This is a genomic window from Butyricicoccus sp. Marseille-Q5471 (genome assembly GCF_951230135.1).
Classification (GTDB): domain Bacteria; phylum Bacillota; class Clostridia; order Oscillospirales; family Butyricicoccaceae; genus Agathobaculum.
In genome coordinates this window covers 29,174-55,584 of sequence record NZ_CATNVC010000010.1, presented here as the reverse complement: position 1 = coordinate 55,584, position 26,411 = coordinate 29,174, and the positions used below count along the sequence as shown (strand labels likewise).

Below are 26,411 nucleotides of genomic sequence, written 5' to 3'. Positions count from 1 at the left end.
GAGGCGGCGGCCTTGAAGCGCAAAAATAGCAGCAATCAGGGATTTTCTCTGGTAGAGCTTCTCATTGCCATCGTGATTCTCGGCATCGTCGTGACTCCGCTGCTGCAAACCTTTGTTACCTCTGCCGGTACGGCCGCCCGCAGCCGCAAACTGGGCGACGCTACGCTGGCCGCGCAAAATGTTGCGGAATCCATCGAAGCCGCCAGCTTAAGTGACCTGCTGAATAATCCAAGCGACGCGCTGCACGGTGTCAGCGCCGGTTTTTACACCTATGACGGAACCGGTTACACCGCCGACGCAAACACGCAAAGCTACCGCGCGGACTCCTATCACATCGGCGTGACCGGTATCACCTCCGGTTCTACTGAATTCAGCGCTATGGCCACGCTCAGCGCAGACAGCGGCTATGCCGCAATCAATGATATTCCGGTGACCAACTACTCCGCGATGGATGCGGTATATGCGCAGCCCATCGTGCACGGCAGCGACGATGTCGACACCCGCTCTTGGGACGCTTTTGAGCAGCACCTGCTGACCATTGACGGCTCCTACAACCGTGGTAGTGCAGTTATCTCGCGTGAAATCATACTGGATACAACCGAGACGGACGGCAAGCTGTCTGCGGAACTTACCTACCGATATCAATACCGCTATACTTATGAAAAGCACCTGTACGATGCGGGCGGCGGACTGTTGGATGCCACCGAAACCGTGCGTGGATCTTTTGAGGAAGCGGACACGCATATGTCCCTCTTCCCGCAGGGTTTCGATCTGTCCGGCGGCAAAACTCCGGACATCTATCTGCTGTACTATCCGTGGTACACACAGCGCGGCCAAACCGCAGACCTGATTACCGTGTACAACCGAAGCAACATTCCCTTCACCCTGTTTCTCGTCAAGCAGCGCGACCCTTCGCTCAGTGATACCGAACTGGCCGGTGCAGAAAACCAATACCGTGCGCAGATTGACCTGCGTCAGACCTGCGCACCGAATGCCGGTGCGACTATCCTGTCCAATGCCGCAGTCAAGCTGGATGATGAAACAAGCATTGCGACCGTGCGATTCAATATCTACCGCAGTACCTATGTCAGCTACACCGGCAACCTGTCTGGCACGTTGGTAGACAAGACCTCGCGCAACCGTCTGTATCAGGTGACCGTGGATCTCTATCCTGCCGGAAGCGATTTCAGCGGAGATCCGATTTATTCTTTCCATACCACCAAGCTGCAGTAACGGCGTCCCGATTTTGAGAAAGGAGGAACGGCATATGTTCCGAAACTGGAAAGAGCGCCTGAATGCCCTGCGTGACAACCGGGGTTCCGGCATCGTCACCGTGCTGGTGTGCATGCTGTTCGTATCCATTCTGGGCGCTACCCTGCTGTACATGTCCTACACCGGCTTCCTGATGAAGGTCACGGAGCGTCAGGGCAAGGAAACCTTTTATGATGCCGCCTCTGCCATGACTGAGATTCAAGCCGGTGTACAGCAGGTGGTAACCGAATCCATCGCTGCCGCGTATCAGGATGCGCTTGTAAATTACAGCCATTATTACGCTACCACCGATATGACCACCCAGTTTCAGGAGCAGTTTCGTAAAGCGGTTTGGAGTTGGAAAAACGCCGGTGGCAGCGCGCTGTTCGCGCCGGTCGGCGGTGGCATCTACACCTACAACCCCAACGTGCTAAGCACTTTTCTGACCGCTCCGGCCGATGCCACGGTGGATACCTCCGGCGTGCGGGACGCGCGCTATTCAGGCGGCGTCATCACGCTGAAAAACGTCAGTGTCTCCTGCAGTCATAACGATCTGACCGAAACAGTTACCAGCGACATCATCATCCGTATGCCGGATTTCTACTACCTGTTCTCGGAATACAGCATTTCCGGCCTGCCTCAGTTTGCCGTTATCGCCAAGGAGTCGCTTGAGCAGACCATTGGCAACAGCACGCTCGACATCACCGGCAGTGCCTACGCAGGACGGATTGACCTGAGCACCGCCGGCAATTCACTGACCATTCAGGGCGGCACGCTGATTTGCGGAGGCAATGTTGCAATCCGGGATGCAGGCCCGCGCAATGGCTACCGCTTCACTGTGGCAGACAATGCAAACTTATGGGCCAACCGCATCGTGCTGGACTCGACAGGCACGCTCAATTTGCAAGGCACGGCCTACGTGGCCGATGACCTCACGCTTGACGGCACGCAATCAAGCGTCTACTTAAACGGCAGCTACTACGGTTTTGGCAGCAGCCTGACCGACGCCACGAAAAGCAGTGCGATTCTCATCAACGGCCGTGATACCACGCTTGACCTTTCTCATGCTAAACGTCTGATGCTGGCCGGCAACAGCTTTGTAACCGGCTCGGTAAGTCCTTCCGTCGTCAACGGCAGCGTGCTTATGGGCGAATCCGTTTCCGTTAAGAGCAATCAGCAGGCGTATCTCATTCCCGTCAGCGAGCTGGAGGGTGTAGCCCGCAATCCGCTTCCGCTGGGCACCAGTGAACCCGCGCCGACGGTCACGCTGCGGTCCGGCTCGGCGCTGCGCGCCTATGGTGTAACGCCCCAACCCGTGATACTCAGTGTAAACGGTGCCCATCAGAAGATTTACTACTACTTTATGAAGTTCCCCACGGTGGAGGATGCTAACCGCCATTTTAAGGATTACTTCACCCAAAATCAGGCACAACTCACCGAATACTTGGAAATGTACACCACTCTTTCCACCGCGCTCGGCAGCACCCAGACCTCTGGCTATACGCTGGTCAAAAATGCGGATACCGATGCTTACGCACTGCGCGAGTACGTTCCTGCCGACAGCTTGACGACCACCGCTTCTCAGCTCAGCAAAATGTATGGTCAGCTGTGCGTCACCCTGTCCGCGAACAACAGCACCACCACAGCGACCAACCCCTATGACTATCTGGTGAAAGGCACTGCACTTGCCGACCTTGCAGAAGGCAAAACGTGGTTTTATCAGGATAAAAACGGTGTTTTTCAACCAGTCGCACTCATCGTGCGCGGCGATTACACCATCAACAGCGACACGCCCGACACGGTGCGTGTCATCCTCGCGACCGGCAATGTGACCGTGCACCGCGACTTCAGCGGACTGATTATTTCCGGCAATACCATCACGATGACCGGCTCGGTCAATGCCGTTGTATCCAACGAAGAAGAAGTTATCGGTGCATTCACCGGACTAAACGAGGCAGGTCAGCAGTTCAGCGACTTCCTGAACGTCGGCGTTACCGAGGGCGGCAATACCGTCGGCGGCGGCAGCAGTAACTGGAGTTTGGACAGCCTGGTTGCGTTCCGAAACTGGTCCAAAAACTAACTTGATTGAAAAGGAGGCGATGGCCTATGAAGCAAAATTACAAAGGATTTACACTGATCGAGCTGATTGTGGTCATCGCGATTCTGGGCATTCTCGCCACGGCGGCAGGCATGTCCATTTCCACTGTTTCTTCCAGCCGCGCCCGTAAATGTGTCAGTAGCATTGATGCGCTGCTCTCGCAATGCCGGGTCACCACTCTAAGCGGCGGAAAATCACCCTATCTCCGATTGTATGTGAAGAACGGTGACTACTATGGCGCAGTCTATACCGACGGCTCGCCGCGCGGCGAAGAAAAGCTGGGCTCGGACAATCTCGACCTCACCTTCAGCGCCGGAGCTGTCAGTCCTGCCATTTCAGAAACGCAAAGCCTATGTCTGGCGTTTGACCGGGAGACCGGTGCATTCCTCCCTCTGCGCAAGGCCGCAGATCGCTCGGAAGATTTCTTCTGGACGGGCAATGAATACTGCACTGCAATCACTGTGGGCAGTCGCTCTATCACGCTCACACCTTCTACCGGTTACCACCGGATGAACCGATAAGGGGGTACCGGGATATGAAACATCACAACAAGGGCTTTACTCTGGTGGAGCTGATTGTCGGCTCTGCCATCATGGGCATTCTGGCACTGGCGGCCATGGGATTTATGTCCACCGGTGCGCGTACTTACAGTTCCGTCAATTACACACTGCGCCTGCAATATGAATCTCAGCTTGCTCTGGCACAGCTGCAGACGTATCTGCTCGACTGCAATGACAGTATCGAATGGGATGACGCAGCCGACACGTTGTCCGTCATCCAAACGGCAGCTTCAGGCGACCGCACTCTTTACGTTTTTCAGTATGATTCCGTAAATCAGTGCCTTTATTTCGGATCAGGCGATCCCGCAAGCACTGTGACCGCCGCTGATTTGCTCGCCGAGCATTTAACCGACTTCTCTGCAAACATTGCAACCGATGCTACTACGGCAAAATCAATCACGCTGGAGCTTACGTTTCAGCGGCAGACCAAATCCTATACCGGAACGCAAACCATTGCACTGCGCAACCACCCGACCGTACTGGTCGGCGGCACCTAGGGCAAGAGACAGCGAAGCCGCAATCATGCGGTGTTGTCCTGCGTGCAGGAACAGAAAGGAGCAGGTATATGATGAACCTCCGTATGAAACATAAAAAAGCCGCGACACGCCTGACCGCGCTGCTTCTTGTGGCCGCACTTTGTGCATCTCTGATGATAGAGTCCAATCTGGCCGGTGCTGCAAGCTATGAGTCTCTTGAGCACATCGAGACCATCAAGAACGAAAAAGCCTCCTCCGGCACTCCCTTTACCATTGTAGAGCTCACGCCGCAGGCAGGTACCGGCAGCATCGGCTACTACGTCAAGGGGCAGGAGCCGACGGCGAATTGGCAAACCGTGCTCGCCTCCACCGAGGGCAGCACTGCGCGCAAGGCTTATGCCGACAAGCTGTTCACCTCGCTTCGAGATGCCGGTCTGCTGAGCAGCGGAACCGATACCCCACTCAAAAGCAGCGTCAGTTATACCGAGACGCTGCCTTGGGTCACCCGCCCTGCCGGTGCGCAGACCATAGCACTGCTGGATCAAGACGGGCAGCCTCGCACTGAGAATGCCGCCGAACCGATTACCGGCACGTTCTCCTATCAGGGCGCCAATCAGGGATCCTTCAATCAAAACAGTACTCCGACGCTGCTCCCCGGCGCTACCGGTGACTATCAGCAGAGCATTCAGCATTTTGTTTATACTGCTGCGGATACTTCAACTGACGGCTCCTACTATTATTATCAACCTGTGTTTGCGCAGCTAGATTTGTCTGATTTGGAAGCAAACGAGGCCAGTTACATGGGCAAAGCCATGTATGAGACAATCACAGTGACCGAACCGATGACTCCCGGCAGTGTTGACACGCAGACCATCCCCGCCTACGAATACAAGGGCACGCTTGGTGACACTGGATTTTCACTGGATGCAGATACCGCATATTACTATGTTACCGATACTGCCGCTCCTTCCGCAGTTCGTGATGCGGCGCATCCCTATCGTGCAGTATCCTCCGGCTTTGAGCCGGTCGCCAATGGCTTCGGTTATTTCACCATGACCATCAGCGGCTATGTCTATGTGGGGGATGGGAAAGGCAGTTATGCCTACAGTGCATCCGGCAATGAAAAATTCCCTGTCGCATATAGCCAAATTTATGTGACCGGCGGATATTCCAATAATAACTGGTTTCTAAACTATGTGCTCGACGAATCGGATACCAACCGTTTTTCCATTCAGGTGATTTCGGTAACCCCGCAGGATCTACTTGCGGGCAAGGTGACCGTGGATCAGCTCGCCACCGCCGATTTGCTCGTGCTCTCGGCAGGTTTTGACCCCACCTCCCCCATGACATCCCTTGTCAATTCATATACCGGCGGCAACGACCTGACCACGGCCGTATGCACACGCCTGCAAACTGCAGTGCAGCGGGACGGACTTCCGGTTCTGCTCGACCAACGTCTGCAAAATGCAACACAGACCAATCTGCAAGCGCTCGTTCTCACGTTGGCCGGCTCTCAATCCTCGGCCATGGTCGCGGGAAGTGTATACAGCTTCGCACCCGATAATTCTCGTTCCGCTTTAATCACCAAACACCTGCCCACCGCTTTTGACGGTTCACTATCCGCCGCAGAAGGCGATTGCTATTATTCGGTAATGAATGAAATTAAGTATGAGAACTTCCTGCGGCGCGACAAACCCTCCGAAGAGCTATTGCCCGCCGAAGTTACGATGGGCAATTGTATGCGGTATATCATCAACTACCGCGGTCAGCGTATTCAGAACAAGAAGACCTCGATTGATGTACTGGACATCGAGCCGCTGACCATTACAAGCACCAGCAATACTTCTAAGAGCCTCAACGGTATGCTGACCGAAGCGATGGTGCGGGACTGGCTGCCGAGCGACAGCGGTGTGACCTCGATTAATATCACTCATATGTCCACCGCGGAATTCATCGGTAAAATCGAAGATATCAATGAAAAATATGATATGGTATACTTCGGCTCCAGTCTGGATGGCTTTAATACAACCGGCTCCGGCGACAACAGAACTACAGTTTATAATGACAGCGATAATATGAACGGCATGCTCTATACCAGCATTGGAGACACCTATTCTTCGGGTCTTAATCTTACTGGTCTTTTGGATTCGGACTATAACAAATCAAAGAACTATTATAGCAATGAATATTACATTCAAGAGGCTTCTTCCACTAAATTCCGTTTTTCCGGCAACGATATCACCTATAACAAGAAATCAGAGCTGATGGACTTTGTGACCTCCGGCTTTCCGGTCATCATCTCCTCCAATCTGCTCTCCGACGGCCATCAAGCCAGTCAGTTCTCCGTTACCGCATCGGGTTCCTACAGTTACTATGGACAAGTTACTCTGAATGCTGTCTCTTCCAGTGTCCCGAGCGGCAGCGGAGCCGTCACCTACTCTTGGTACAAGAACAATGGTCAGCCCCCCGTCTACACCGGGTCCGACTATTCCTTTACCCCATCGGCTGGCAGCTATTACTGCACCGCTACCATCACGGTAGACGGCAAGACCTATACCTGCAAGAGTAACACCGTTACCGTATCCTCAGGTGGTCTGTCCGTTTCGCCAACGAGCGGGGATTACGATTACAATTGGAAATACTTGCTAAGCGTGAATGCTCCCCAAGTCACCACTAGCGGTATACAATTTTCTTCCAGCGTATCACCGAAAAGTGCTTCGCTACAATGGTATCAGGATGGTTACCGGTTTAGCTCTAATTCCACCATAACTGTAACTGAACCCGGTAGATATTACTGCATCGTCGTCAATAGCTACGGGGCACTTGCTAGCCGAACTTACACCGTCTCCTCCGGTTGGCAGGTGACGCAGAACACCGGCGGCACGTCTGTTACCATTCCGGCCGCAGGTAATGTGGTCAATTCAAAACGCGTGGACAACTGCTCCATCGTCTATGAAACACTGTCCGGCATTTTGTCCAGCACAAACGTACTGTCAACGACCGAAGCCGCACAGCAGAAAAACATTGTGCTCAAGTACTTAAATCTTTCCAAACCGAGCATTGTTTTTGCCAAAGATACGAACGGCCAAGAATTAAAGCCCGGCGAATACCAAGGCGCCCTCCAAACCACGCTGATTGACCAGAATAAGCGAACGTTGTCCTATACTTTTACCATTGCAAACCCAACGGACGGCACACCCGCATCCACCCGCTATTTTACCAGCTTGTTCATGGATCAGAACGCAGACGGACGCTATATTGCAAGCGAAGAACTCACTGATTTGCAAATCGTCAATGCCTCCACCGGTAAAGCGGTCGCTTCGGGTGAACTCATGGCCGGAGTGACCTATACCCTCACCCGACAGCTGCCGGAAAGCTTCAGCGGCATTATTCCTTGGAGGCTCGAGGTAATCAAGGTCGGTTCTGAACGCACGCATACTTCGCAGGTGGGCTACACCTATTTAAAGCCTCAAGCAAACGAAATGATTTCCATTAATATTCTGCAGGTCACTTCCTATTCCGAACAGACAAGGAGAACCTTTTCTCTTGCAGAGAGCAGCACTTATTCCGCCCTATTTAACGACCTTCGTGCCAAGGGTGTGTATGATATTCAAATCAACACCCACACAGTAAGTGAAATGAACATTGGGCAGAACAGATCCGGTAGAGCATGGACGCTGAGCAGCGCAGAGCGCACATTCGACAAAAACGGGAATGGCAAACTGGATACAACTGAGGAACTGACCGCATATCTGGGCAGCTTCGATATGCTCATCCTCGGCTTCGGTGACTCCTACGGCTTTAAAGAAAACGGTGACGGTCTGAATCTGACGGTTGCAAATGCTGTTTCCAATTACATCAAAAGCGGAAAGGCCATTCTGTTTACCCACGATACGACCTCAAACGCGAATCTGCCCCAAACCTATTCCTATTATCCCGGTTCGAGCAGCTCCGGAGCACAGCAGATTAATCACGGTTGGTACTCTGCCTACTATTTTAACGCGATTCTACGCAACTTGGTCGGCCTGGATCGATATGGCGTAGTGGACAGCACCTATGGTTTCTCTAAGTATTCGCCGATTTACAAGGAGCTTGGTCTGAGCCGCGGCAGCGGTACGGTGGCGAGCGGCTATTCCGGCGCATCCCTCGACGCACTTGTCAAGGCCGGCTACTCTATTGCCTATCAGCCGGGCAGTAGCCGAAAAACGCTGCTTGCGCAGACACAGGGTTATACCACACACAACCTGTCCCGTTACCGCACTTCATCGCTACTTCTGCCCACGTCAGATGGTCGATACAGCGGCGGTGGTGCACAGAGCTTTACCAAATATGTATCTCAGGTGAATCAGGGGCAGATTACGACCTTCCCCTACAACCTCAACGGTTCTTCCCGCCTGTCGGTTGCGCAAACACACGAACAGTATTATCAGCTCAATATGAATTCGGATGATATCGTCGTGTGGTACAGCCTTGCCGACCCCGGCAACGGAGAGAAAAACAACTATACGGCCCACTATAATGATGCGCTCAACAACTATTACATCTACAACAAGGGCAATGTTACGTATTCCGGTGCCGGTCACTTCGACCCCGATAGTGCGGAAGAAGCCAAGCTGTTCGTCAATACGATGATCGCGGCCTACCGCGCCGGGGCGGAAAACCCCACCGTAGCGTTTGAGTCCTCCGTCGGCACAGCAGTTGATTACTTCCTCCTTCCAATGGAGTACAGCAGCAGCAACAGCTACACCGGTTCGGTGCTGGTGGGCAGCGAAACCACTGCTGCAGACCGGGCAATTACCTTCAGCATCTCCGACCCCAACCTCGCCACCAATAAATCTGTTGCAGTTGAGTTCTATTACGCGGATGATTCCGCCCCTTCGGTCAAGCTGACCGAGGGTGTCGTGGTGAATGCCAAGAAGGTCACGCTTCCGATTTACCTGAACGATCGACAGGCTGTCGAAGGGACGTCACTGCGCAGCGGTGTGCTGTACACCGCCTACCTGAGCGACGAAGTGCTGCAGGCCTTTGGCGGTAGCTCAGATTCTTCCCTGCCACTATATGTACGGGTTGTGACGACCATCGGCGACAGCATCTATGACGGCAGCGCCAAACTTGAACTGCGCAAACTGGGTCTGCTGACCTTACGCTAACCCTTATTCATCGCAAACAAAACGGACGCTGATTACACAGCGTCCGTTTTGTTTTTTCTACAGGTCTATCATGTCGCATGACAAGATATTTGTTTGGTAGTGCTCCATTTGCCCGCTAGTTGTGTAACCGATACGAAATACGGCCGATATACCATTTAGTTTTATCGTCACGCTATCCTCATATACTGTAAACCGCTCCAGCAACTCCCCAAAAACGCTTTCCGCGCAGAATGCCTGACGCTGCAAAAAGCACCGCACTTCATCCGCACTGCCATTCGTCCGCTGTGCCGCTGTCTGCTGCGACGCCAGCACCGACAGGCGCTTCCCTAGCTGTGCAAGCTCTATATCGTACCGCGAGCGCAGCCGCTCCAGTTCCTCCTTGCTGATTGTCTGCTCAAAGTAGGCATCAAGCACGGTGTCTTTTTTTTGCATACACCGCTGCTGCCTTGCCTGCAGCTGCTCTATCTCGTGCGTCTGCGGTTTTTCGCGTTCCAGAAGTGCCAGCACCTCCCGAATCAATGCATCTACATCGATCGGAAGCTTCCGAATCACGTACTCCATGCACGCACAAATGGTCTGATGGTGAATCGACCGCATACTGCATCCGACTGCACGCCCCTGCGTATCCAACTTTTTTCGGCCGAAATGCCCCTTTGCATGACATACCCAGTATTGATAGACAAACCCGCTCGAACGCGTCCGTCTTCGAGGCATGAACCGTTCTCCGCAACTGCCACATCGAATTTTGCCCGAACACCAGTATCGGTTGGAATAGCGTGCCGCTTGCGCAGCGGACGGTGCGCGTCTTTTCAGCTCCTGCTGCGTGCGCTCAAATAAGTCGTGCGATATGATTCCCTCATGATGTGCGCGGAGATAAACTTGTTCCTCTGCGCCGTGATTTAAGATTTTTTTGTGATCGAGATAATTTGGCGTATAGGATTTTTTCTGCAGCAAATCGCCGCAGTATTTTTCATTTTTCAAAATACGATAAATCATAACTGCCGACCACGGTTTATCCTTGGCCTTTGGTGCAGCTATGCCCGCTTCATACAGCTCGCGCGCGATGACGTGCGTCCCTTTCCCCTCATGGAGAAACTTATGATAGATGAGCCGAACCACCTCAGCCTGATCCGGCCGAATGCGCAGCCTGCCATTCTGCAAATCGTATCCATACATATTATTGCAGCCGAACACAACGCCGTTCTCCATCGAGCGTTTTTGCCCCCACTTGACCCGTTCCGAGGTCTTGCGGCTCTCCTCCTGCGCCACGCTTGCCATGATTGTCAGTCGAAATTCTCCGTCGTTCTGACGCGTATCAATATTGTCATTGATAAAGATAACACCCACGCCCAGCTTTCGCAAATCCCGGGTATGCGCCAGTGTATCAATCGTATTACGGGCAAAACGAGAGACCTCCTTGGTCAGGATCAAATCAATTTCTCCTCGTTTGGCCGCTGCAATCATTTTTTGAAAGGCCGGCCGGTTTTTGGATGACGTGCCCGACAGCCCTTCGTCCGCATAAACCTCCACAAGCTGCCAGCCGGGCTGCCTGCGTATGTACTCATCAAAATACCGTTTCTGGTTGGCAAGCGAGTTGAGCTGGTCGTCCTGTTCGGTCGAAACACGGCAATATGCCGCAACGCGAAGCGCCACGCCGCTACTTCCTCCTCTCATGCGCCTACGGCATTCATAGCCTGACAAAACTGCTGCTCGCTGATTTTGTGCGCATCGTACAGCGCCTTGAGCATGCCGATTTTAAACAGGCGTTCTAATTCCTCACGTTCCTGCTGACTGACGGTCATATCGCTCCCCTCCTTGCTCACAGCATATGCTGCCTGCCGCGAGCAGTATGTCACTCCTACCGCTAATACTCTCCCCACCTGCGAAGGCGCGATTCAGCTTGCAATGGAGGAGACGCCGCACACCATCCAAGGCTCAAAGTGTCTCATCATCGGCAACGGACGGCTGGGCAGTCTGCTCGCCCATAAGCTGCAGGCGCTTGGTGCACACGTGACCGTATCCGCGCGCAATGCCCGGGACTTTGCCAAAATTGCGACGGCAGGCTTGCCCTCGCTCGATACCCGCAAACTCGCCGGACATCTGTCCGGCTTTGACCTGATTTTCAACACGGTACCCGCGCCGGTGCTCGGCGCAGCTGAGCTGTCTGAACTGACACCGCCCTGCCTTGTGATGGATTTAGCCAGTCTGCCCGGCGGCGTGGAAGCAGGTGCGCCCGTGGTGTCCGGCTGCCGCATCATGCATGCGCTGTCTCTGCCGGGCAAGGTCGCGCCGCTCTCCGCTGCACGCGCCGTACGCGACACCGTGCTCACCATGCTTACCGAGGAGGGCATTCTATGACCCAGCCAATTCGTGTCGGTTTTGCGCTGACCGGCTCTTTCTGCACCTTTGCCCGTGCGCTGACCGCCATTAACGATTTGGTGGCGCGCGGATTTGATGTAACCTCGATTCTGTCCGAAAACGCAGGTGCCTTTGACACCCGTTTTGGCACCGCCAAGGAATGGCGCACACGGCTAACCGAGGCCACCGGCAAGCCGATTATCGACAGTATCGTCACCGCAGAGCCAATCGGCCCTAAGGCGATGTTCGACGCGCTGATTGTTGCACCCTGTACAGGCAACACGCTTGCCAAGCTCGCGCACGGCGTCACCGATACGCCGGTGACCATGGCTGTCAAAAGCCATCTTCGCGGTGCGCGCCCCGTACTGCTCGCCGTTTCCACCAATGACGCCCTTTCGGGCAGTGCCGCCAACATCGGCACGCTTCTCAACCGTAAGCACTTTTATTTTGTACCGCTTCGGCAGGACGCGCCTACCGCCAAACCCTGCTCGCTTGTTGCAGATATGGTGCAAATCCCTGCGACACTTGAAGCCGCGCTGCACGGCTATCAACTGCAACCCTTGCTGCTTGCACCGAATGAAGGGTGAAAAAAAGGCTCTGAAACCACTGTTTCAGAGCCTTTTTACGATTTGTCTATAAAATTACACGATAGGACTCGATGAGCCGTTCAAGTGACCATGCCGCGTTGGCCGGACTTGTAGATGGCAGTTGTGTAATCGGCACGCCAGTCTTTGGCTCAATCAGCTTGCGATACAGTGCCGCCGATTTGCCGCCTGTTGCAAAAACACGGGTAATCTGCGTTTTTGCAAGTAAACTGCCAATATCATTGGGCACCGCGTTTTTAATTGAGGTGTCCGAAGCACCCTCAATCTCACAGGATGCAATGGTATCCCACAAGGCGACATGGTGCTTGATACACATGGCACGTTTCTGCTCCACCGTCTGCGGAGCATCCTCGCCCAGTACGGCCGCCAGCACGCGCCAGAATCGATTCTGCGGATGACCGTAAAAGAACCTTGCCTCACGCGATTTCGGGCTTGGAATCGATCCCAGCAGCAGCACGCGTGATGTTTCATCATATAGCGGCGGAATGTTATGAATGACAGTCTCGCTTTTCATTCTTCTCCCTCTATTACACTCAGAAATGCGCGGAAGGCGCTCGGCAGCGCATACTCTGCCCTCAGCGCGGACGGCGTGACAAGCGTCAGCTCCTCAGGCCGGCTATCCAGTTCCACATAATATCCGTTCATATGCCATTCAACATGGGTAAAAATATGCTTTGCGGGACGCAGCGATTTCAAATCCTTTACCTGCCAACCGCGCAGTGTAAGCGCCGTTCGCAGTTCATCCGGCGTGGCATGTCCATCCAGTGACGGCAGCTCCCACAAGCCGCCAAGCAGGCCTTGTTTGGGGCGGCGTGCCAGTCCAACAGCTTTTCCGTATCGCACCAACAGCACTGTGCGTGCTTCGACACGGCGCGATCGCTTCTGGGCACGCACCGGCACAATGGCGGTCGTACCATGATGGTAGGCAAGGCATAAATGCATCAGCGGGCAGTCGCCGCACCTTGGTGCACCGTTGGGCAGGCACACCGTCGCGCCAAGCTCCATTAAGGATTGGTTCAAATCCCCCGGTCGGTCGGTGGGCATGATATCGAGCAGTCGCTCCCGCAGTGCTTTTTTATACTTCGGGTCGGTGATGGGTGTGACATCATCATCCAGCCGCGCCGCAACACGCAGCACGTTTCCGTCCACGGCAGGCACCGGAATACCAAATGCAATGGACGCCACCGCGCCCGCTGTATAATCGCCGACTCCGGGCAGTGCGAGCAGCTTCTCATAATCCGCAGGCAGCATTCCGTCATACTGCGCACATAAATCGACCGCCGCGCGGTGCAGGTTGCGCACACGGCTGTAATAACCCAGACCTTCCCACAGCTTTAGATACACCTGCTCATCGGCTTCGGCCAGTGAGCGCACGGTCGGCAAGGCAGCCATCCAACGTTCAAAATAGCCTCGCACTGCCTCCACCCGCGTCTGCTGCAGCATGATTTCACTCACCCAGACGCGGTAAGGTGTCGGCTCGCTTCGCCACGGCAGCTCCCGGTGTGCCTGATCATACCACGTAAGCAGCGGCGCTATCATTGCTTTGGACAAGCCGCCACTCATCAGCGCAGATCCTCAATCATCGCACCCGTATAAAACATGATAAAACGTGCATCCGCCACATGTGTTCCCTGCGTATCCTGCACCTCGACATGATACACGTTGGTCGTACGGCCATGCTTGCGCTCGGTTGCGCGGGCAATCAAAGTCTCTCCCGCTTTGCCCGGTTTATAATAGTCAATTGATGAGCTCAACGTCACGGCGACACGCCCGCGGGATGCCGCCGCTGTGCCGGCTGCCACGTCGCACAGAGTGAAAATGGTGCCGCCGTGTGCCATGCCGAGTGGATTGAGCACCTCCGGCACCAGGTTCAACGACGCGGTCGCACACCCTTCGTCTAATTCTATGATTTGAATGCCGAGCAGCTTATTCATGCCGCCCGCTTCCTGCCGCCACTTTAGAATTTCCTGTCTGGTCATTCTTCATCCTCCTAAAAAGTTGGGTGCGGCAGACATCCTGCGCGTCTGCCGCACCCATGATTTTCTTCTTACCTATTATATCGACTCAAAGCACCGAATGTCAAGCGCGGCCCATTCGAACAATACCGACGGTAAAAAAGTCTTTTCGACCGTATCCGCTCCGCAACCCCTATATCTAGTTGAAATCGCACGTGCCAATCACCAAATGTCGTATTATCATCACTTTTCGCTTGTTTTTTCCTTTGGTTTTCCGGCAAAATCCATGTTTTACGTACTTTACAAAAGGTAATACAGCGAGTATAATAGATTTACTTTCACAGTGGGGTAATGAAAAGATATGTCCAGTGATTTTTCACGCACACTCGCGCTGCTGCGCCGGGAAAAGAAAATAAGCCAGCGGACGGCAGCCGGGGATCTTGCGGTATCACAGGCTCTGCTCAGTCACTACGAAAACGGCCTGCGTGAACCAGGTCTTTCTTTTGTTGTCCGTGCGGCGGATTATTATAGCGTATCGTGCGACTATCTGCTAGGCCGCTCGATGGCGCGGGACGGTTCTGCTGTACCCGCTGCCCGTATGGATCCAAAGGAAGCTGCCGCACCCCAGCAGAGCAATCAGGTGATTGAAGCCGCTTCCCTGCTGCTGACGCTTGCCGAACAAACCGGCAGCGCACAGCTTCCCGCGGAGATCGAAGGCTATCTATCCATTGCAATCTATAAAGTATATCGCTATCTGTTTATGGCTGACCCCGCCGGGGTTGAAGCAGTGTTCCGTACCGGCCCTGAACACTTCGACTTCCTCTGCGATGCACGCCTCAAGCAGCACGAGCTTCGTATCCGCGTAGCTGCGCATGGCGAAGGCGGTTTTGGCCTAACGCCCGAAGAGATGCACCGTCCCTGCGTTTCGCCTAACGAAATCAGCCGCCGTTATCCAGATATTTCCAAATCCTTGTTGACTGTGCTGCAGCAGGTTTCTGATGCAATCGACGCGCTCTGACAAATAAATTTTCTTTTTCTGAAAAAATTCAAAATAAAGTGTTGACATTCCCCCGCCCACATGATAATATAATAAACGTCGCTGATACACGACAGAAACCTGCGAAACGCTGGTGTAGCTCAGTTGGTAGAGCAGCTGATTTGTAATCAGCAGGTCGGGGGTTCAAGTCCGTCCACCAGCTCCATCATCTTGTAGGTGGGCATCAATTAAATATGGGAGGTTTCCCGAGTGGCCAAAGGGAACAGACTGTAAATCTGTCGTCTATGACTTCGGTGGTTCGAATCCACCACCTCCCACCAATTGAAAACCGCTTCATTCGAAGCGGTTTTTCTTTATTCTTCCCTCTTTAGTAATTGCAGCGTTTTTTATCTTGCAATCGGTATTCCCCGGAAAATGAAAGCGAGCAGCCATTTGGCTGCTCGCTTTTTATATTCAGCAGTGTCTATTTGCTCTGCGGTGAGGAGTGTCTTTTTGCAGCACACGCTGATATCGCCGCCCTGTGCAGTTGCACCGTATTCAATGGAAATTTTCAGGCAGAGGCTTTGCGTAATCGTCAGTTCACATAGGACTGTGCATCCGCACGTGCTGCTTTGCCGGAGCGTTACGATGGTTCTCCACAACATTCGGTTTGAACCTCTCCAAGCGTGGCGTACGGCTCTAGCTGAACCGGTAAACTGACATCCGCATGCTACGCACTGATACTACGGCAGGTTTCTGCAGTGCATTCGTACGCCAACGCTTTATCCGGCTCTTCCACGATTAGGCGCTCACATCAGATGCAATCGGGGTTTCAAGCTCGGACTCTTTATCGCAGCCATCACAGATATCCTCTCCGGAAGCACCGTTACAGTCAACGTAGGTGTCTTCCACCGTGGCAATTCACCAAACTCTACCGGAACGGCCACGCAGATATCTTGGCCGATGGTAAAATAGCTCGAACCGTTTTTCGTGCCACTGAAAGTCTGCTTTCTGGAGTAACAACCGGCTCATGACAGCATTTTGTGGATGTTGCGAGCGTATGTGCAAAAGGCGTTACCGTTACAGGAACACAAATCGAAACGGACTGATATCCAATCGCAGGACACGTCTGGTTTTGCATTAATCATTCGGGATACTTCTATTTCTCGAGCGCGCTGTGTGTTATTGGCAACATTCACGCAAAGTGCAAATTGCTTTTGCTGCCGCGGATTCTAATCCATCCAAATCTGTCTGATTCGGATGAGACCGTGCAGCGTCAAAATTTTCAATCAGCTGCCGCATTTGTTCCGGCTGCTGCACCTGCAGCGCCTCATATCGCTGCCGCACCGATGCGGGCATCTTCCCCTGACACATATAGCTGCCGACCACGGTATTCGATGGGTTAAGGTTTTCCTGCACGCGGGATAAAATCTGCGCAAAATATGCTTTACTTCCGCCAAATCCCGCCGTGCCGAACAGAAACACCTTCTTATCCTGCAGGGTTCGCAAAAACGCGGACACCAACTCATCGCTGCTGCCCTTATCTGTCCAGAATCCAACCCATATCACATCAGCCACAGCACCCTTGCCATCCGGCGCACCATAATAAACCAAGTCACTGATTGAAAGCATAGCCTTCAGCCGCTGCGCTAACAGCGCAGTATTGCCGGTCTGGCCGCTGTAAACGATGGCGCATCTCATACTGTTTTGTCCTACCTTTCCGGTTAAATAGTACGGCATGTCTATGACCAAGTGCCACAGACATGCCGCTCTTATTGCATCTCTTTCCTGTTCGCAAATGCCTTTAGTAGTTTTCCTTACGTACCTCGAAATAGCTCTGGGAGAAGCTGCACACCGGGCAGACTTCGGGCGCTTCACGGCCGATGACAAGATGACCGCAGACACGGCACTCCCAAATTTTCTCCTCACTCTTGGAGAACACCTGCTGCATCTCCACGTTTTTCAGCAGAGCACGGTAGCGCTCCTCATGGGTTTTCTCGATGGCAGCTACTCTACGGAAGCGTTCTGCCAACTCGTGGAATCCTTCCTCCTCAGCGTCCTTCGCCATGCGGTCGTACATGTCTGTCCATTCGTAATTTTCACCCTCGGCGGCATGCAGTAGATTTTCAGCGGTCTTACCCAGATTGCCCAACTCCTGATACCAGATGCGGGCATGCTCCTGTTCGTTGCGGGCAGTTTTCAGGAAGATTTCTGCCAGCTGATCATATCCCTCCTGCTGGGCGATGTTTGCGAAATAGGTATACTTATTGCGTGCCTGGGACTCACCCGCGAACGCCTCCTGCAGGTTTTTCTCGGTCTTTGTTCCGGCGTAGGGATTGCCGGAGGTCTGCGCCTTCTCTTCCAGCTTCACAAATGCCGATGCCGGCTGCTTGCAGACCGGGCATTTAAAATCGTCGGGCAGCGGGCCTTCATGAACATACCCGCAAACAGAACATTTCCACTTTTCCATTGTTTTCTTTCCTCCTGTAAATTCAGAACTCTTGTCCTGATAAATCGTGTGCAGCATTTTTTCTGCCAATTTGCTAAGAGGTTTACCGTAATAATCCTCGTAAAGCGCTTTAATTTCCGGGTTCTCATGGCTCATGCGCAGCGGCAGCGCCGCGTCTCTCTGATACAGGCTGTCAATACGAGCCTGCCGCAGTGCGTCGCCCTTGTCGAGCATACTCTTGGGTTGACCGCCGCCGCCAATGCACCCACCCGGGCAGGTCATCACCTCAATAAAATGATACTGCTTTTCGCCCGCCTTGACGCGGCGTATCATCTCCGAGGCGTTTTTGGTACCATAAACCACCGCCACATTTAGCTCTGTGCCGGCGATGCTCAGTGTTGCTTCACGCATCCCCTCCATGCCGCGCACCGGAGTAAGCGTGTACAGCTCCTTAGGGGGCGTTTCGCCGGTGAGGTAGGCATAAGCCGTGCGGAGCGCCGCTTCCATAACGCCGCCGGTGTTGCCAAAAATAACACCTGCGCCGGAGGCCTCGCCCATCAAGCGGTCATAGTTGCTGTCGGGCAGCGCGGCAAAGTCAATGGCTTGCTCCTTGGCCCATTTCGCCAGCTCCCGGGTGGTGATAACATGATCCATATCCCGCATGTCATCCACGTTCAGCTGCTTGCCTGCGGCATTCATCTCCTCTCTGCGAATCTCATATTTTTTCGCCGTACAAGGCGTCACTGCGACATTGACAATTTTCGTTGGGTCAATGCCCATCTTCTTGGCAAAATAGGTCTTAATCGTAGGTCCCTGCATACCAATAGGGCTTTTGGCCGTGGACAGGTTGGGCAGCATATCCGGGTGATAGAGTTCTGCATACTTGACCCACGCAGGGCAGCAGGAAGTGAACTGCGGCAGCGGACGAGTGCCTTTGGACACTCGCTCAATCAGCTCGCTGGCTTCTTCCACAATGGTTAAATCAGCGGCGAAGTTGGTATCCAACACATAATCCGCACCCAGCGCCCGCAGCAGCGCCACCATCTTGCCCTGCACGAATGTGCCATCCGGCAGACCGAACTCCTCGCCCAATGCGGCGCGGACCGAGGGACTGGTCGAGAAAATGACCACCTTGTCCGAATCGGCAACCGCCTTGGCCACTGCCGGGTATTCATACGCCTCGGTAATGGAGTCCACCGGGCAAACATTCGCACATTGCCCGCAGTGGATGCAGATAGCGTTGTCGCCGGTCTGCGCTAACGTATAAGTTCCATGAACACCGATAAACTCGGTGCAAATGTTTTTGCACTGGCCGCATTTGATGCACTTGGTTTCATCGCGGCAAATTGATGGATTGTCCCTTTCAATGGGCACTCGCACTTCCATCGGTAGATGTTTACTCATATATTTGTTCCTTAATTTTCAGCTGCAATCGGGCAGGAAAATCGCGATTTCGCATTGTTTTTCCGCAGAGAAGCTGCATGTTCATGTCCATACTCACACAGCGTTATGGCACATGTTCCGCCAACCTACCACTTCAATATTGCTCCTATAATGGAATATAATACTCTTTATTCCATCAAAAATCAATAGATTTCGACAGTCCACCTCTATGAGCCCGCCTGCAATATGAAATACATGCGGCAAACTCGAAAGATTTCGGCCGCCCCTTGACAGTATGAAATCGGACTGGTATAATGCATCAGTACGAAATAGTACTCAGTTTGCTTGTAGAGGTGTTTTAATAATGGATGAAATAAAAGAGCAATTTGCCCAATACAATCAACTTTTTCAGGAGGCGGACGATTTATATCATGATATAGCAGTAAAATCCGGTCTGCCGGAAAGTGGATTTATCATTCTGTATGAGCTGAGTGCGACCAATCGACCCTGCACGCAAAAAGAAATTGGCGAAAGGTATTACTTAAAAAAGCAAACCATTCACTCCGCATGGAAAAATCTGATTGCTGCAAACTATATTCAAGTTTCACCCTTAGAGCATAATTCAAGAATGCTGGGTGCGGTGCTGACTGAGGAAGGCAAACGAGTAGCCGACGCAACAGTAGTCCGCCTGATGGCCGCGGAGCATCGGGCATTTGGGATGCTCACCGCTGCGGAGCGAGAAGAGTTACTTTGTTTGAGTAAAAAGCACTTGTCAAATTTGAAAATACAAACAGAAAATCTATTCAAAAAGGATTAAATTAGCGTGGAACAAGCAAATCAATTAGACAAACACATCTCAACCAAGTTTTTATTAAAATTCGCTCTTCCAACCATTATATCGATGACGTTCACAGGATTATATTCCGTGATAGATGGATTTTTTGTAGCGAATTTCATCAGCACAGATGCTCTTTCCGCCGTGAATTTAATGATGCCGATCGTGTTTTTTTCTATAGCAGTCGGCATGATGCTTGGCACGGGCGGAATTGCCGTTATCGCAAGAAAGCTTGGGCAGAAGAGAGAGCAGGAAGCGCGAGAAAATCTTTCTCTGATTATGCTTCTTGCCTTTATCGTAAGTGTTATCATTTCCGCAGTGGCATTTTTATATATTGAGCCGATGATTTATCTGCTTGGAGCAGATAAGGCTTTGTACGCTTTGTGCTATGACTATGCGGTAGTTGTATTGGCAATTTTGCCGCTGACTATTTTTTCTGTCATTACACAAAATGCCTTTATCGCGGCAGGCAAGGCACATCTTTCCTTAGCGCTTGCGGTACTCGGCGGCGTCATCAATATCATTCTGGATTATGTACTGATTGTACCGTTTGATATGGGAATCACCGGAGCGGCACTTGCCACAGCGCTTGGCTATGCCATTCCTGCGGTGATCGGTGCGCTTGACTTTGCGTGCAACCGCAAGGGCATTCTGTATCTGGTCAAACCCAAATTTGACGGAAAAGCACTCTGGCAGAGCTGCACAAACGGTGCTTCTGAAATGGTCAACAGCTTATCGGTGGCAATTACGACCCTGTTGTTTAACCTTGCCATAATGAGCATGCTCGGCTCGGACGGGGTGGCGGCGCTTTCCATTGCGCTTTATTTAATGAGCATTATGAGCTCTGTTTTTATGGGCTATTCCGTTGGCATTGCACCGCTTATCAGCTACAACTACGGAAAGAATGAAACGCAACGCTTAAAAAAATATTCCAAAGCAGTATGGCAATACTCATAATTTCATCGGTTGCCGTTTTTGCGCTGAGTATCGCTTTCGCTCAGCCACTGGTACGGATTTTCACTCACCACACAAGCTCCGTTTACGCTCTTGCCGTAGGGGGATGCAGGCTGTTTGCAACCGGATTTTTATTTATGGGTGTCAATATTTTTGCTTCCTCTATGTTTACGGCCCTTTCAAACGGTTTGGTTTCTGCCGTTTTAGCCATGTGCAGGTCAATTATTTTCACAATTTCTGCGATATTACTGTTGCCTCATTTTTTAGGCGTCAACGGCATATGGCTGGCGATTCCAGTGGCGGAGTTTTTAGGTCTTTTGATGGCCGTTTTCTATTTTGTTAAAATGAAAACGCGATATCATTATTAAATCATAACAGAAAAGGGAGTGAGAACGCATGAAAAACATCCCTTATGCAACCTTGAACAATGGCGTGAAAATGCCAATGATGGGTTTTGGTGTAGTTTTAATTGAAGGCGGGTCTTGTGAAAAGAGCGTTCTTGATGCGATTGAGGTTGGCTATCGCCACATTGATACAGCGCAAGCTTACCACAATGAAGAAGCGGTCGGAACCGCTTTGTGACAATGCGGTGTGCCCCGAGAGGACATCTTTCTTACCACGAAGGTTTGTGTGACAGAATTCACCAATGAAATAACCATTGCCTCGGTGGAATAATCTTCGAAAAAGCAGCAAACCGATTATCTTGACCTTGTGCTGATTCATCCGTGCTTATCGAATTACTATGTAGCCTATCACGCCCTGGCGGATTTATATCAAAAAGGAAAAATTCGTGCGATTGGTATATCGAATTTTTCATCCGAGCATATAATAGAAAACTTCAATATTTTTGATTGTTCTCTCACAGGTGAGGAAATGGAGGAACTGCGCACCTTAGATGATAAAAAATCCTTATGGCTTGCATACAACAATCCAAGAACTGTTGAGATGGCGATGCAGGAGCAACAAAAAAGAACGGCTGGGTTCCCCCTGTCGTTCTTTTTTTATTTCAAAATTTCAGTTGTTTTGAGCGCAGAACTTACGCACCGTCTTTATCCAAGGACTAACCCGGCCATATTCGGAACGCAGTATTTAAGAAAAGCTGTCATTATCAAGGCAATTTTTTAAATATGTCTTTCCGATGTCATATTATCCTCTTATAATAAACCTAAGAGGTGTGAGAACATGCAAATAAACAGATTGTTCGAAATGGTATATTTACTGCTCAGTAATGTTATGCTCAATCAGCGCGGCATTGCGCAGTGCCAGCCAGTCATCCAAATCATCCAGCACAAAGCTGGTCGTCTTGGGCGCGTTCTCGCGGTATGCGCGAGGCAGAGCGACGTTGCCGCTCGGAATATGTAAGAGGGAACCCAGCTTGAAGCCGGTGCGCTTTTGAAATTCGTCAATCTTCTTGACTGCTGCGACCTCATCCTCCATGGTGGCAAGTCCCATCAGCAGACACCAGTAAATCCTGCCCTCCCGCTGATAGGCCTTTTTAAACTCCATGTGGTTTCGATAGCCCTCATACCACGTCAGCGGTGCTTCAAAGCTGTTTCCGATCTCGATACCCTGTTTGACCAGCGTACGTCCGTCTTCGTGCGGTGCAGGCTTCAGACCGCGGATGTATTCAATGGTTGTGGGATTCATCCGCCACACTCCTTTTTCTGATTATTCAAACAGACCGGTCGCACGCAGGTACTTAACCTCGCCGTGGATGGCCTCAATTGCGTTTTCGCGCGTGGTATGCGGCTCAAGCGTGCACAGACCATCGTAGCCGTCGACCGCCAAACGGTGCACCAGCCCGTTGATATTGACCACGCCGTCCTTGGCTTCACAATAATAAATGGTGCCGGGCTCACGGGTCATCGCGCCGCCAAACCACTTCGTATCCGGACAGAAGCCGCCCGGACGGTAGAGTCGACCGTTTTTGATATGTACATAGGCAATATGCTCTTTCAACAGCTCATACGCGTACGGAAATGCCTCACAAGATGCATGATAATAGTTGGTTGCATCAAAATTGGTTTTGAAATTCGGAGAATCAAACGCTTTGACAATCGCCAGCATGTTTTCCGGCGTGCGGGACGCATCGCCCGCTTCGTTCTCCAGTGCCAGCACGATGCCTAACTCCTCTGCGCGCGCAAGCGCCGCGTCGAAGTACTGGTGCAGACGGTCGATTTCGGGTGTGGTACCCGGCTGAATCTTGTCTGAATAGTGGTTGACAATCTTCGCGCCAAAGATAGCTGCCGCTTCGACCGTGGCCACCAGTTCCTTAGAGAAGGCTTCGGGGTCACTGGTCATTTGGGTGTCCAGACCAAGGCCGGAGGAAATCGCACCTACGGTCAGTCCCGCATCCTCGATCTGCTTTTTGGCCTTTTCAAGGTTTTTATCAGAAAATGCAAAGCCGTTAACCGCCTTTTTACCATTAGGCTCCAGATTGGAGCCCCACAGCTCCAGATAGCAAATGCCGAACTCCTTTGCCAGAGGCAGCAGCACGTCGAGCTGCTCGCCTGCGAAGGTGTTGGTATTAAGACCGATTCTCATCATGATGCTTTCATCCCTTCTTGTTTTATCGGTTGCCCAGTACTGCCTTGAGTACGTAGGATTTTTCCTGCGTGAACTCCTCAAGCGTGCGGGACGATCCTTCGCGGCCGATGCCGCTCTTCTTGAAGCCGCCGAACGGCATGGTTGCCGTGCGGTAATTGCCGCCGCCATTAATCACAGCACTGCCCGCCTGAATCTGCTCGGCGAACGAAATAGCCTTTGCCATATCTCTGGAGAACACCGCGCTGTTAAGACCGTAGGGGCAATGATTAACCAGTGCAAGCGCTTCTTCCAAGGTTTTAAATCGAATAATCGGAAATACAGCGCCGAAAATCTCCAAATCGCACGCCACATCCATTTCGCCTGTCACGCCCGTCAGCACAGCCGGAACGAGGAAATTTTTTCCCTGCGCCTCGCCGCCGTATACGAGCGTCGCACCTTGCCCAACCGTGTGCCGGATTTGCTCGACGACCTCGTCGCGCGCCTTTTCCGAAATCATGCCGCCCACGTTCATGGAGCGGTCGGCCGGATCGCCAATCTTGAGCTGTTTGAGCGCCAGAATCAGCTTATCGGTGAATTCCTCCGCAACCGATTCGTGCACGATATACCGCTTGGATGCGCAGCACACCTGACCGGCATTGTTGACGCGGCTTTCCAGTGCCTGCCCGATGGTCAGGTCGATGTCCGCATCGTCCAGAATGACGAACGCATCGTTGCCGCCCAGCTCGAAGAAGCAGCGCGTCAGATTCTTTGCCGCAACCGATGCAATGTGTGCACCGGTCTCGGTGCCGCCCGTCATCGTGATCGCCGCAATGCCCGGATGGGACACCAGTGCGTCGCCAATGACCGAACCGCGCCCGGTTACGACCTGTGCGGCCTTGGCTGGCACGCCCGCTTCATGCAGGCAGTCAACCAGCTTGATAATCGCCAGCGGACAGTCAGAGGGCGGCTTGATGATGACCGCGTTGCCTGCTGCGAGCGCGGGAGCAATTTTATGTCCACACAGTTCAACCGGGAAATTGAACGGCAGCAGGCAGGCAACCACGCCGAGCGGTTCATGACGCGTAAAGATTACATCGCCGTGGCACGAGGTCGCGTCCGTAACGTTCGGGAGCGATACGCCGTACAGATGGCCGGCCTTATCGCAGTAGCTTTCAATCAGCGCCGCAACGGTGTCAAATTCCTCCTCAGCTTCGGAGATGCGTTTACCATTTTCTCTGCAAAGCAGTTCCCCTAATTCGGCGCGGCGGCTGAGCAGCAGGTCTGCAAAGCGGCGGAGGATGCGGTTGCGTTCGGTCTGCGGCTTTGCCGCCCACTCACGCTGGCCTTCGGCAGCTGCTTCCACCGCAGTGGCAATGTCCGCAGGGGTAAGTCCGGGTACAGTGTCAATCACCTCGCCGTTCACCGGATTGCAGACGGGCAGCGCTTCGCGTTCCTTATCGATACGCCCACCTCCCAGTTGAATGTACATAAATACCTCCAGTTATAACACTTATTATGATTACTATTTTTATTTACTCTATCAAAACTGATTAAACTATTACGGCCATACGCCGCGAATCTTCTTGGCTTCAACAACGCGCTGAATTGCAATCATATACGCTGCCTCACGAAGTGTAACCTTCTTGTCCTCTGCCATCTCGCACACTTCTTCAAACGAGCGATCCATGACGTGCTTGAGCTTGGTGTTGGTTTCGGTTTCCTCCCAGTAAATAGCCTGCTGGTTCTGCACCCATTCCAGATACGATACGACCACGCCGCCCGCGTTGCACAGGATGTCCGGCACAATCGTGATGCCGCGCTTGCCGAGGATCTCGTCGCCCTCCAGGCTGGTCGGGCCGTTTGCTGCCTCAACAACAATCTGACAGCGAAGCGAATCTGCGGTTTCTTCATTAATCTGATTTTCCATCGCCGCCGGGATCAGCACGGTGCACTCCGTTGCCAGCACTTCTGCGTTACTGATATGCGCAACACCTGCAGCCTCATAATCCTCAAACAGCTTATCAGGATTGTTCTTGGTGAAGTCCAGCAGCGCGTATACATCGAGACCGTCCTTACAGTACAGCCCGCCTGAAACATCGCTGACCGCAACAATCTTGAAGCCTTCCTTATGCAGCAGGCGTGCCGCCGTACCGCCGACATTGCCGAAGCCCTGAATCGCAATGCTTGCATTCTTGAAATCAATCCCCATTTTGTTGAGAATATTCTTCGTTGTAAACATTACGCCGCGTCCGGTGGCCGACATGCGGCCGGGAATGCCATTGATTGCCAACGGCTTGCCGGTGACCACGCCAGGCACGCTGTGACCCTTGAGCATCGAATAAGTATCCATAATCCAACCCATGATTTCCGGATTGGTATTTACATCGGGCGCCGGAATATCCTGATCCGGTCCGATAATCGGGGCGATCATTGTGGTGAAGCGGCGCGTCATGTGTCTCAGTTCTGACTTGGAAAGCTTTTTCGGATCGACGACAACGCCGCCCTTGGCACCACCGTACGGAATATTTACGACTGCGCACTTAAACGTCATCCATGCCGCCAATGCCTTAACCTCGTCCTTATTGACCGACGGATGGAAACGAATGCCGCCCTTTGCAGGGCCGCGCGTAGTAGAATGCTGAACACGGTAACCTTCAAATACACGAATTGTGCCGTCATCCATGCGAACCGGAATCGAAACCTGCAGCTCCCGCTCGGGATGCTTTAACGTCTCATAGTCGGCCGGTGCATAGCCTAGCTTACTTGCTGCATTTTCCACTACAGTGATGACATTGTCAAACGGATTATATCGTTCCATTTTTTCTCTTACCTCAC

At 52.5% G+C, this 26,411-nt stretch carries 21 protein-coding genes, 2 tRNA genes and 2 pseudogenes; 14 read left to right on the top strand and 11 right to left on the bottom strand.

From position 1 onward, the window contains the following. Positions 1 to 12 precede the first annotated feature (12 nt). From QOX26_RS10950 to QOX26_RS10930, 5 genes are all read left to right on the top strand, one after another. A complete protein-coding gene (locus QOX26_RS10950) occupies positions 13 to 1,233 on the top strand; it encodes a prepilin-type N-terminal cleavage/methylation domain-containing protein (protein ID WP_283675014.1) in 1,221 nt (406 codons plus the stop codon). Between the two features lie 34 nt (positions 1,234 to 1,267). Further along, entirely contained in the window at positions 1,268 to 3,331 is a 2,064-nt protein-coding gene (locus QOX26_RS10945) for a hypothetical protein (protein ID WP_283675013.1), read from the top strand. Between the two features lie 26 nt (positions 3,332 to 3,357). Continuing rightward, positions 3,358 to 3,870, top strand: coding sequence for a type II secretion system protein (locus tag QOX26_RS10940; RefSeq protein ID WP_283675012.1), 513 nt, complete (start codon positions 3,358 to 3,360; stop codon positions 3,868 to 3,870). 14 nt (positions 3,871 to 3,884) lie between these two features. Beyond that, the gene (locus QOX26_RS10935) at positions 3,885 to 4,406 is read left to right on the top strand and encodes a PilW family protein (RefSeq protein WP_283675011.1); all 522 of its coding nucleotides are present in this window, start codon (positions 3,885 to 3,887) and stop codon (positions 4,404 to 4,406) included. 83 nt (positions 4,407 to 4,489) lie between these two features. Continuing rightward, a complete protein-coding gene (locus QOX26_RS10930; protein ID WP_283675010.1) occupies positions 4,490 to 9,535 on the top strand; it encodes a DUF5057 domain-containing protein in 5,046 nt (1,681 codons plus the stop codon). A 57-nt stretch (positions 9,536 to 9,592) separates the two neighbouring features. On the opposite strand, the gene QOX26_RS10925 is transcribed toward QOX26_RS10930, so the two are convergent. Both QOX26_RS10925 and QOX26_RS10920 read right to left on the bottom strand, forming a co-directional pair. Further along, complete coding sequence (locus QOX26_RS10925) at positions 9,593 to 11,209, bottom strand: recombinase family protein (protein ID WP_283675009.1); 1,617 nt, start codon at positions 11,207 to 11,209, stop codon at positions 9,593 to 9,595. After that, positions 11,206 to 11,337, bottom strand: coding sequence for a hypothetical protein (locus QOX26_RS10920; RefSeq protein ID WP_283675008.1), 132 nt, complete (start codon positions 11,335 to 11,337; stop codon positions 11,206 to 11,208). The genes QOX26_RS10925 and QOX26_RS10920 overlap by 4 nt, the downstream gene beginning before the upstream one ends. Positions 11,338 to 11,350: 13 nt before the next feature. Here QOX26_RS10920 and QOX26_RS10915 point away from each other — a divergent pair, with 13 nt between their 5' ends. Continuing rightward, a complete protein-coding gene (locus QOX26_RS10915; RefSeq protein WP_283675007.1) occupies positions 11,351 to 11,893 on the top strand; it encodes an NAD(P)-dependent oxidoreductase in 543 nt (180 codons plus the stop codon). Continuing rightward, a complete protein-coding gene (locus QOX26_RS10910) occupies positions 11,890 to 12,480 on the top strand; it encodes a dipicolinate synthase subunit B (protein ID WP_283675006.1) in 591 nt (196 codons plus the stop codon). Before QOX26_RS10915 ends, QOX26_RS10910 begins: the two co-directional genes overlap by 4 nt. 46 nt (positions 12,481 to 12,526) lie before the next feature. Here the strand turns inward: QOX26_RS10910 and QOX26_RS10905 are convergent, their stop codons facing one another. The 3 genes from QOX26_RS10905 to QOX26_RS10895 are packed head-to-tail and all read right to left on the bottom strand — an operon-like array spanning position 12,527 to position 14,477. Next, on the bottom strand, positions 12,527 to 13,012 hold the full coding sequence (locus QOX26_RS10905) for a DNA-deoxyinosine glycosylase (protein ID WP_283675005.1): 486 nt from the start codon (positions 13,010 to 13,012) through the stop codon (positions 12,527 to 12,529). Beyond that, a complete protein-coding gene (gene mutY / locus QOX26_RS10900; protein WP_283675004.1) occupies positions 13,009 to 14,061 on the bottom strand; it encodes an A/G-specific adenine glycosylase in 1,053 nt (350 codons plus the stop codon). The genes QOX26_RS10905 and mutY overlap by 4 nt, the downstream gene beginning before the upstream one ends. Then, entirely contained in the window at positions 14,061 to 14,477 is a 417-nt protein-coding gene (locus tag QOX26_RS10895) for a PaaI family thioesterase (RefSeq protein WP_283675003.1), read from the bottom strand. The genes mutY and QOX26_RS10895 overlap by 1 nt, the downstream gene beginning before the upstream one ends. A 337-nt stretch (positions 14,478 to 14,814) precedes the next feature. On the opposite strand from QOX26_RS10895, the gene QOX26_RS10890 reads away from it, so the two are divergent. The 3 genes from QOX26_RS10890 to QOX26_RS10880 all read left to right on the top strand — a co-directional run bounded on the left by QOX26_RS10890 (position 14,815) and on the right by QOX26_RS10880 (position 15,770). Continuing rightward, on the top strand, positions 14,815 to 15,471 hold the full coding sequence (locus QOX26_RS10890; RefSeq protein WP_283675002.1) for a helix-turn-helix domain-containing protein: 657 nt from the start codon (positions 14,815 to 14,817) through the stop codon (positions 15,469 to 15,471). 108 nt (positions 15,472 to 15,579) lie between these two features. After that, positions 15,580 to 15,655, top strand: a tRNA-Thr gene (locus tag QOX26_RS10885). Between the two features lie 30 nt (positions 15,656 to 15,685). Further along, positions 15,686 to 15,770 (top strand) — tRNA-Tyr (locus QOX26_RS10880). Positions 15,771 to 16,611: 841 nt separating this feature from the next. Here the strand turns inward: QOX26_RS10880 and bilS are convergent. Together bilS and rbr are read right to left on the bottom strand one after the other, a co-directional pair. Continuing rightward, on the bottom strand, positions 16,612 to 17,169 hold the full coding sequence (bilS, locus tag QOX26_RS10875) for a flavodoxin family protein BilS (RefSeq protein ID WP_283675001.1): 558 nt from the start codon (positions 17,167 to 17,169) through the stop codon (positions 16,612 to 16,614). Between the two features lie 64 nt (positions 17,170 to 17,233). Continuing rightward, complete coding sequence (rbr, locus tag QOX26_RS10870; protein WP_283675000.1) at positions 17,234 to 19,282, bottom strand: rubrerythrin; 2,049 nt, start codon at positions 19,280 to 19,282, stop codon at positions 17,234 to 17,236. Between the two features lie 343 nt (positions 19,283 to 19,625). On the opposite strand from rbr, the gene QOX26_RS10865 reads away from it, so the two are divergent. From QOX26_RS10865 to QOX26_RS10845, 4 genes and pseudogenes are all read left to right on the top strand, one after another. After that, a complete protein-coding gene (locus QOX26_RS10865; protein ID WP_283674999.1) occupies positions 19,626 to 20,078 on the top strand; it encodes a MarR family winged helix-turn-helix transcriptional regulator in 453 nt (150 codons plus the stop codon). A gap of 6 nt (positions 20,079 to 20,084) precedes the next feature. After that, positions 20,085 to 21,418, top strand: a pseudogene (locus tag QOX26_RS10860) (MATE family efflux transporter). A gap of 28 nt (positions 21,419 to 21,446) precedes the next feature. Then, complete coding sequence (locus QOX26_RS10850) at positions 21,447 to 21,632, top strand: hypothetical protein (protein ID WP_283674996.1); 186 nt, start codon at positions 21,447 to 21,449, stop codon at positions 21,630 to 21,632. A 108-nt stretch (positions 21,633 to 21,740) separates the two neighbouring features. Beyond that, positions 21,741 to 22,175, top strand: a pseudogene (locus QOX26_RS10845) (aldo/keto reductase); the annotation flags it as partial. A 90-nt stretch (positions 22,176 to 22,265) separates the two neighbouring features. Here QOX26_RS10845 and QOX26_RS10840 read toward each other — a convergent pair. The 4 genes from QOX26_RS10840 to QOX26_RS10825 all read right to left on the bottom strand — a co-directional run bounded on the left by QOX26_RS10840 (position 22,266) and on the right by QOX26_RS10825 (position 26,394). Then, the gene (locus QOX26_RS10840) at positions 22,266 to 22,697 is read right to left on the bottom strand and encodes a hypothetical protein (RefSeq protein ID WP_283674995.1); all 432 of its coding nucleotides are present in this window, start codon (positions 22,695 to 22,697) and stop codon (positions 22,266 to 22,268) included. 21 nt (positions 22,698 to 22,718) lie between these two features. Further along, entirely contained in the window at positions 22,719 to 23,597 is an 879-nt protein-coding gene (locus QOX26_RS10835; RefSeq protein WP_283674994.1) for a sugar phosphate isomerase/epimerase family protein, read from the bottom strand. Positions 23,598 to 23,619: 22 nt separating this feature from the next. Beyond that, positions 23,620 to 25,065: an aldehyde dehydrogenase family protein gene (locus tag QOX26_RS10830; RefSeq protein ID WP_283674993.1), complete on the bottom strand. Its 1,446-nt coding sequence runs from the start codon at positions 25,063 to 25,065 to the stop codon at positions 23,620 to 23,622. A gap of 69 nt (positions 25,066 to 25,134) precedes the next feature. Continuing rightward, the gene (locus QOX26_RS10825) at positions 25,135 to 26,394 is read right to left on the bottom strand and encodes a Glu/Leu/Phe/Val family dehydrogenase (protein ID WP_283674992.1); all 1,260 of its coding nucleotides are present in this window, start codon (positions 26,392 to 26,394) and stop codon (positions 25,135 to 25,137) included. Between the last annotated feature and the right edge of the window lie 17 nt (positions 26,395 to 26,411).

What these genes read in the sequence shown, in the direction of transcription:
- QOX26_RS10945 (WP_283675013.1), top strand. Translation starts at nt 1,268, where the DNA reads ATGTTCCGAAACTGGAAAGAGCGCCTGAATGCCCTGCGTGACAACCGG.
- QOX26_RS10825 (WP_283674992.1), bottom strand. Translation starts at nt 26,394, where the DNA reads ATGGAACGATATAATCCGTTTGACAATGTCATCACTGTAGTGGAAAAT.
- QOX26_RS10865 (WP_283674999.1), top strand. Translation starts at nt 19,626, where the DNA reads ATGGATGAAATAAAAGAGCAATTTGCCCAATACAATCAACTTTTTCAG.
- QOX26_RS10905 (WP_283675005.1), bottom strand. Translation starts at nt 13,012, where the DNA reads ATGAAAAGCGAGACTGTCATTCATAACATTCCGCCGCTATATGATGAA.
- QOX26_RS10925 (WP_283675009.1), bottom strand. Translation starts at nt 11,209, where the DNA reads ATGAGAGGAGGAAGTAGCGGCGTGGCGCTTCGCGTTGCGGCATATTGC.
- QOX26_RS10830 (WP_283674993.1), bottom strand. Translation starts at nt 25,065, where the DNA reads ATGTACATTCAACTGGGAGGTGGGCGTATCGATAAGGAACGCGAAGCG.
- QOX26_RS10890 (WP_283675002.1), top strand. Translation starts at nt 14,815, where the DNA reads ATGTCCAGTGATTTTTCACGCACACTCGCGCTGCTGCGCCGGGAAAAG.
- QOX26_RS10920 (WP_283675008.1), bottom strand. Translation starts at nt 11,337, where the DNA reads ATGACCGTCAGTCAGCAGGAACGTGAGGAATTAGAACGCCTGTTTAAA.
- QOX26_RS10895 (WP_283675003.1), bottom strand. Translation starts at nt 14,477, where the DNA reads ATGACCAGACAGGAAATTCTAAAGTGGCGGCAGGAAGCGGGCGGCATG.
- bilS (WP_283675001.1), bottom strand. Translation starts at nt 17,169, where the DNA reads ATGCCGTACTATTTAACCGGAAAGGTAGGACAAAACAGTATGAGATGC.
- QOX26_RS10910 (WP_283675006.1), top strand. Translation starts at nt 11,890, where the DNA reads ATGACCCAGCCAATTCGTGTCGGTTTTGCGCTGACCGGCTCTTTCTGC.
- mutY (WP_283675004.1), bottom strand. Translation starts at nt 14,061, where the DNA reads ATGAGTGGCGGCTTGTCCAAAGCAATGATAGCGCCGCTGCTTACGTGG.
- QOX26_RS10840 (WP_283674995.1), bottom strand. Translation starts at nt 22,697, where the DNA reads ATGAATCCCACAACCATTGAATACATCCGCGGTCTGAAGCCTGCACCG.
- QOX26_RS10935 (WP_283675011.1), top strand. Translation starts at nt 3,885, where the DNA reads ATGAAACATCACAACAAGGGCTTTACTCTGGTGGAGCTGATTGTCGGC.
- QOX26_RS10835 (WP_283674994.1), bottom strand. Translation starts at nt 23,597, where the DNA reads ATGATGAGAATCGGTCTTAATACCAACACCTTCGCAGGCGAGCAGCTC.
- QOX26_RS10850 (WP_283674996.1), top strand. Translation starts at nt 21,447, where the DNA reads ATGAAAAACATCCCTTATGCAACCTTGAACAATGGCGTGAAAATGCCA.
- QOX26_RS10930 (WP_283675010.1), top strand. Translation starts at nt 4,490, where the DNA reads ATGAAACATAAAAAAGCCGCGACACGCCTGACCGCGCTGCTTCTTGTG.
- rbr (WP_283675000.1), bottom strand. Translation starts at nt 19,282, where the DNA reads ATGAGTAAACATCTACCGATGGAAGTGCGAGTGCCCATTGAAAGGGAC.
- QOX26_RS10940 (WP_283675012.1), top strand. Translation starts at nt 3,358, where the DNA reads ATGAAGCAAAATTACAAAGGATTTACACTGATCGAGCTGATTGTGGTC.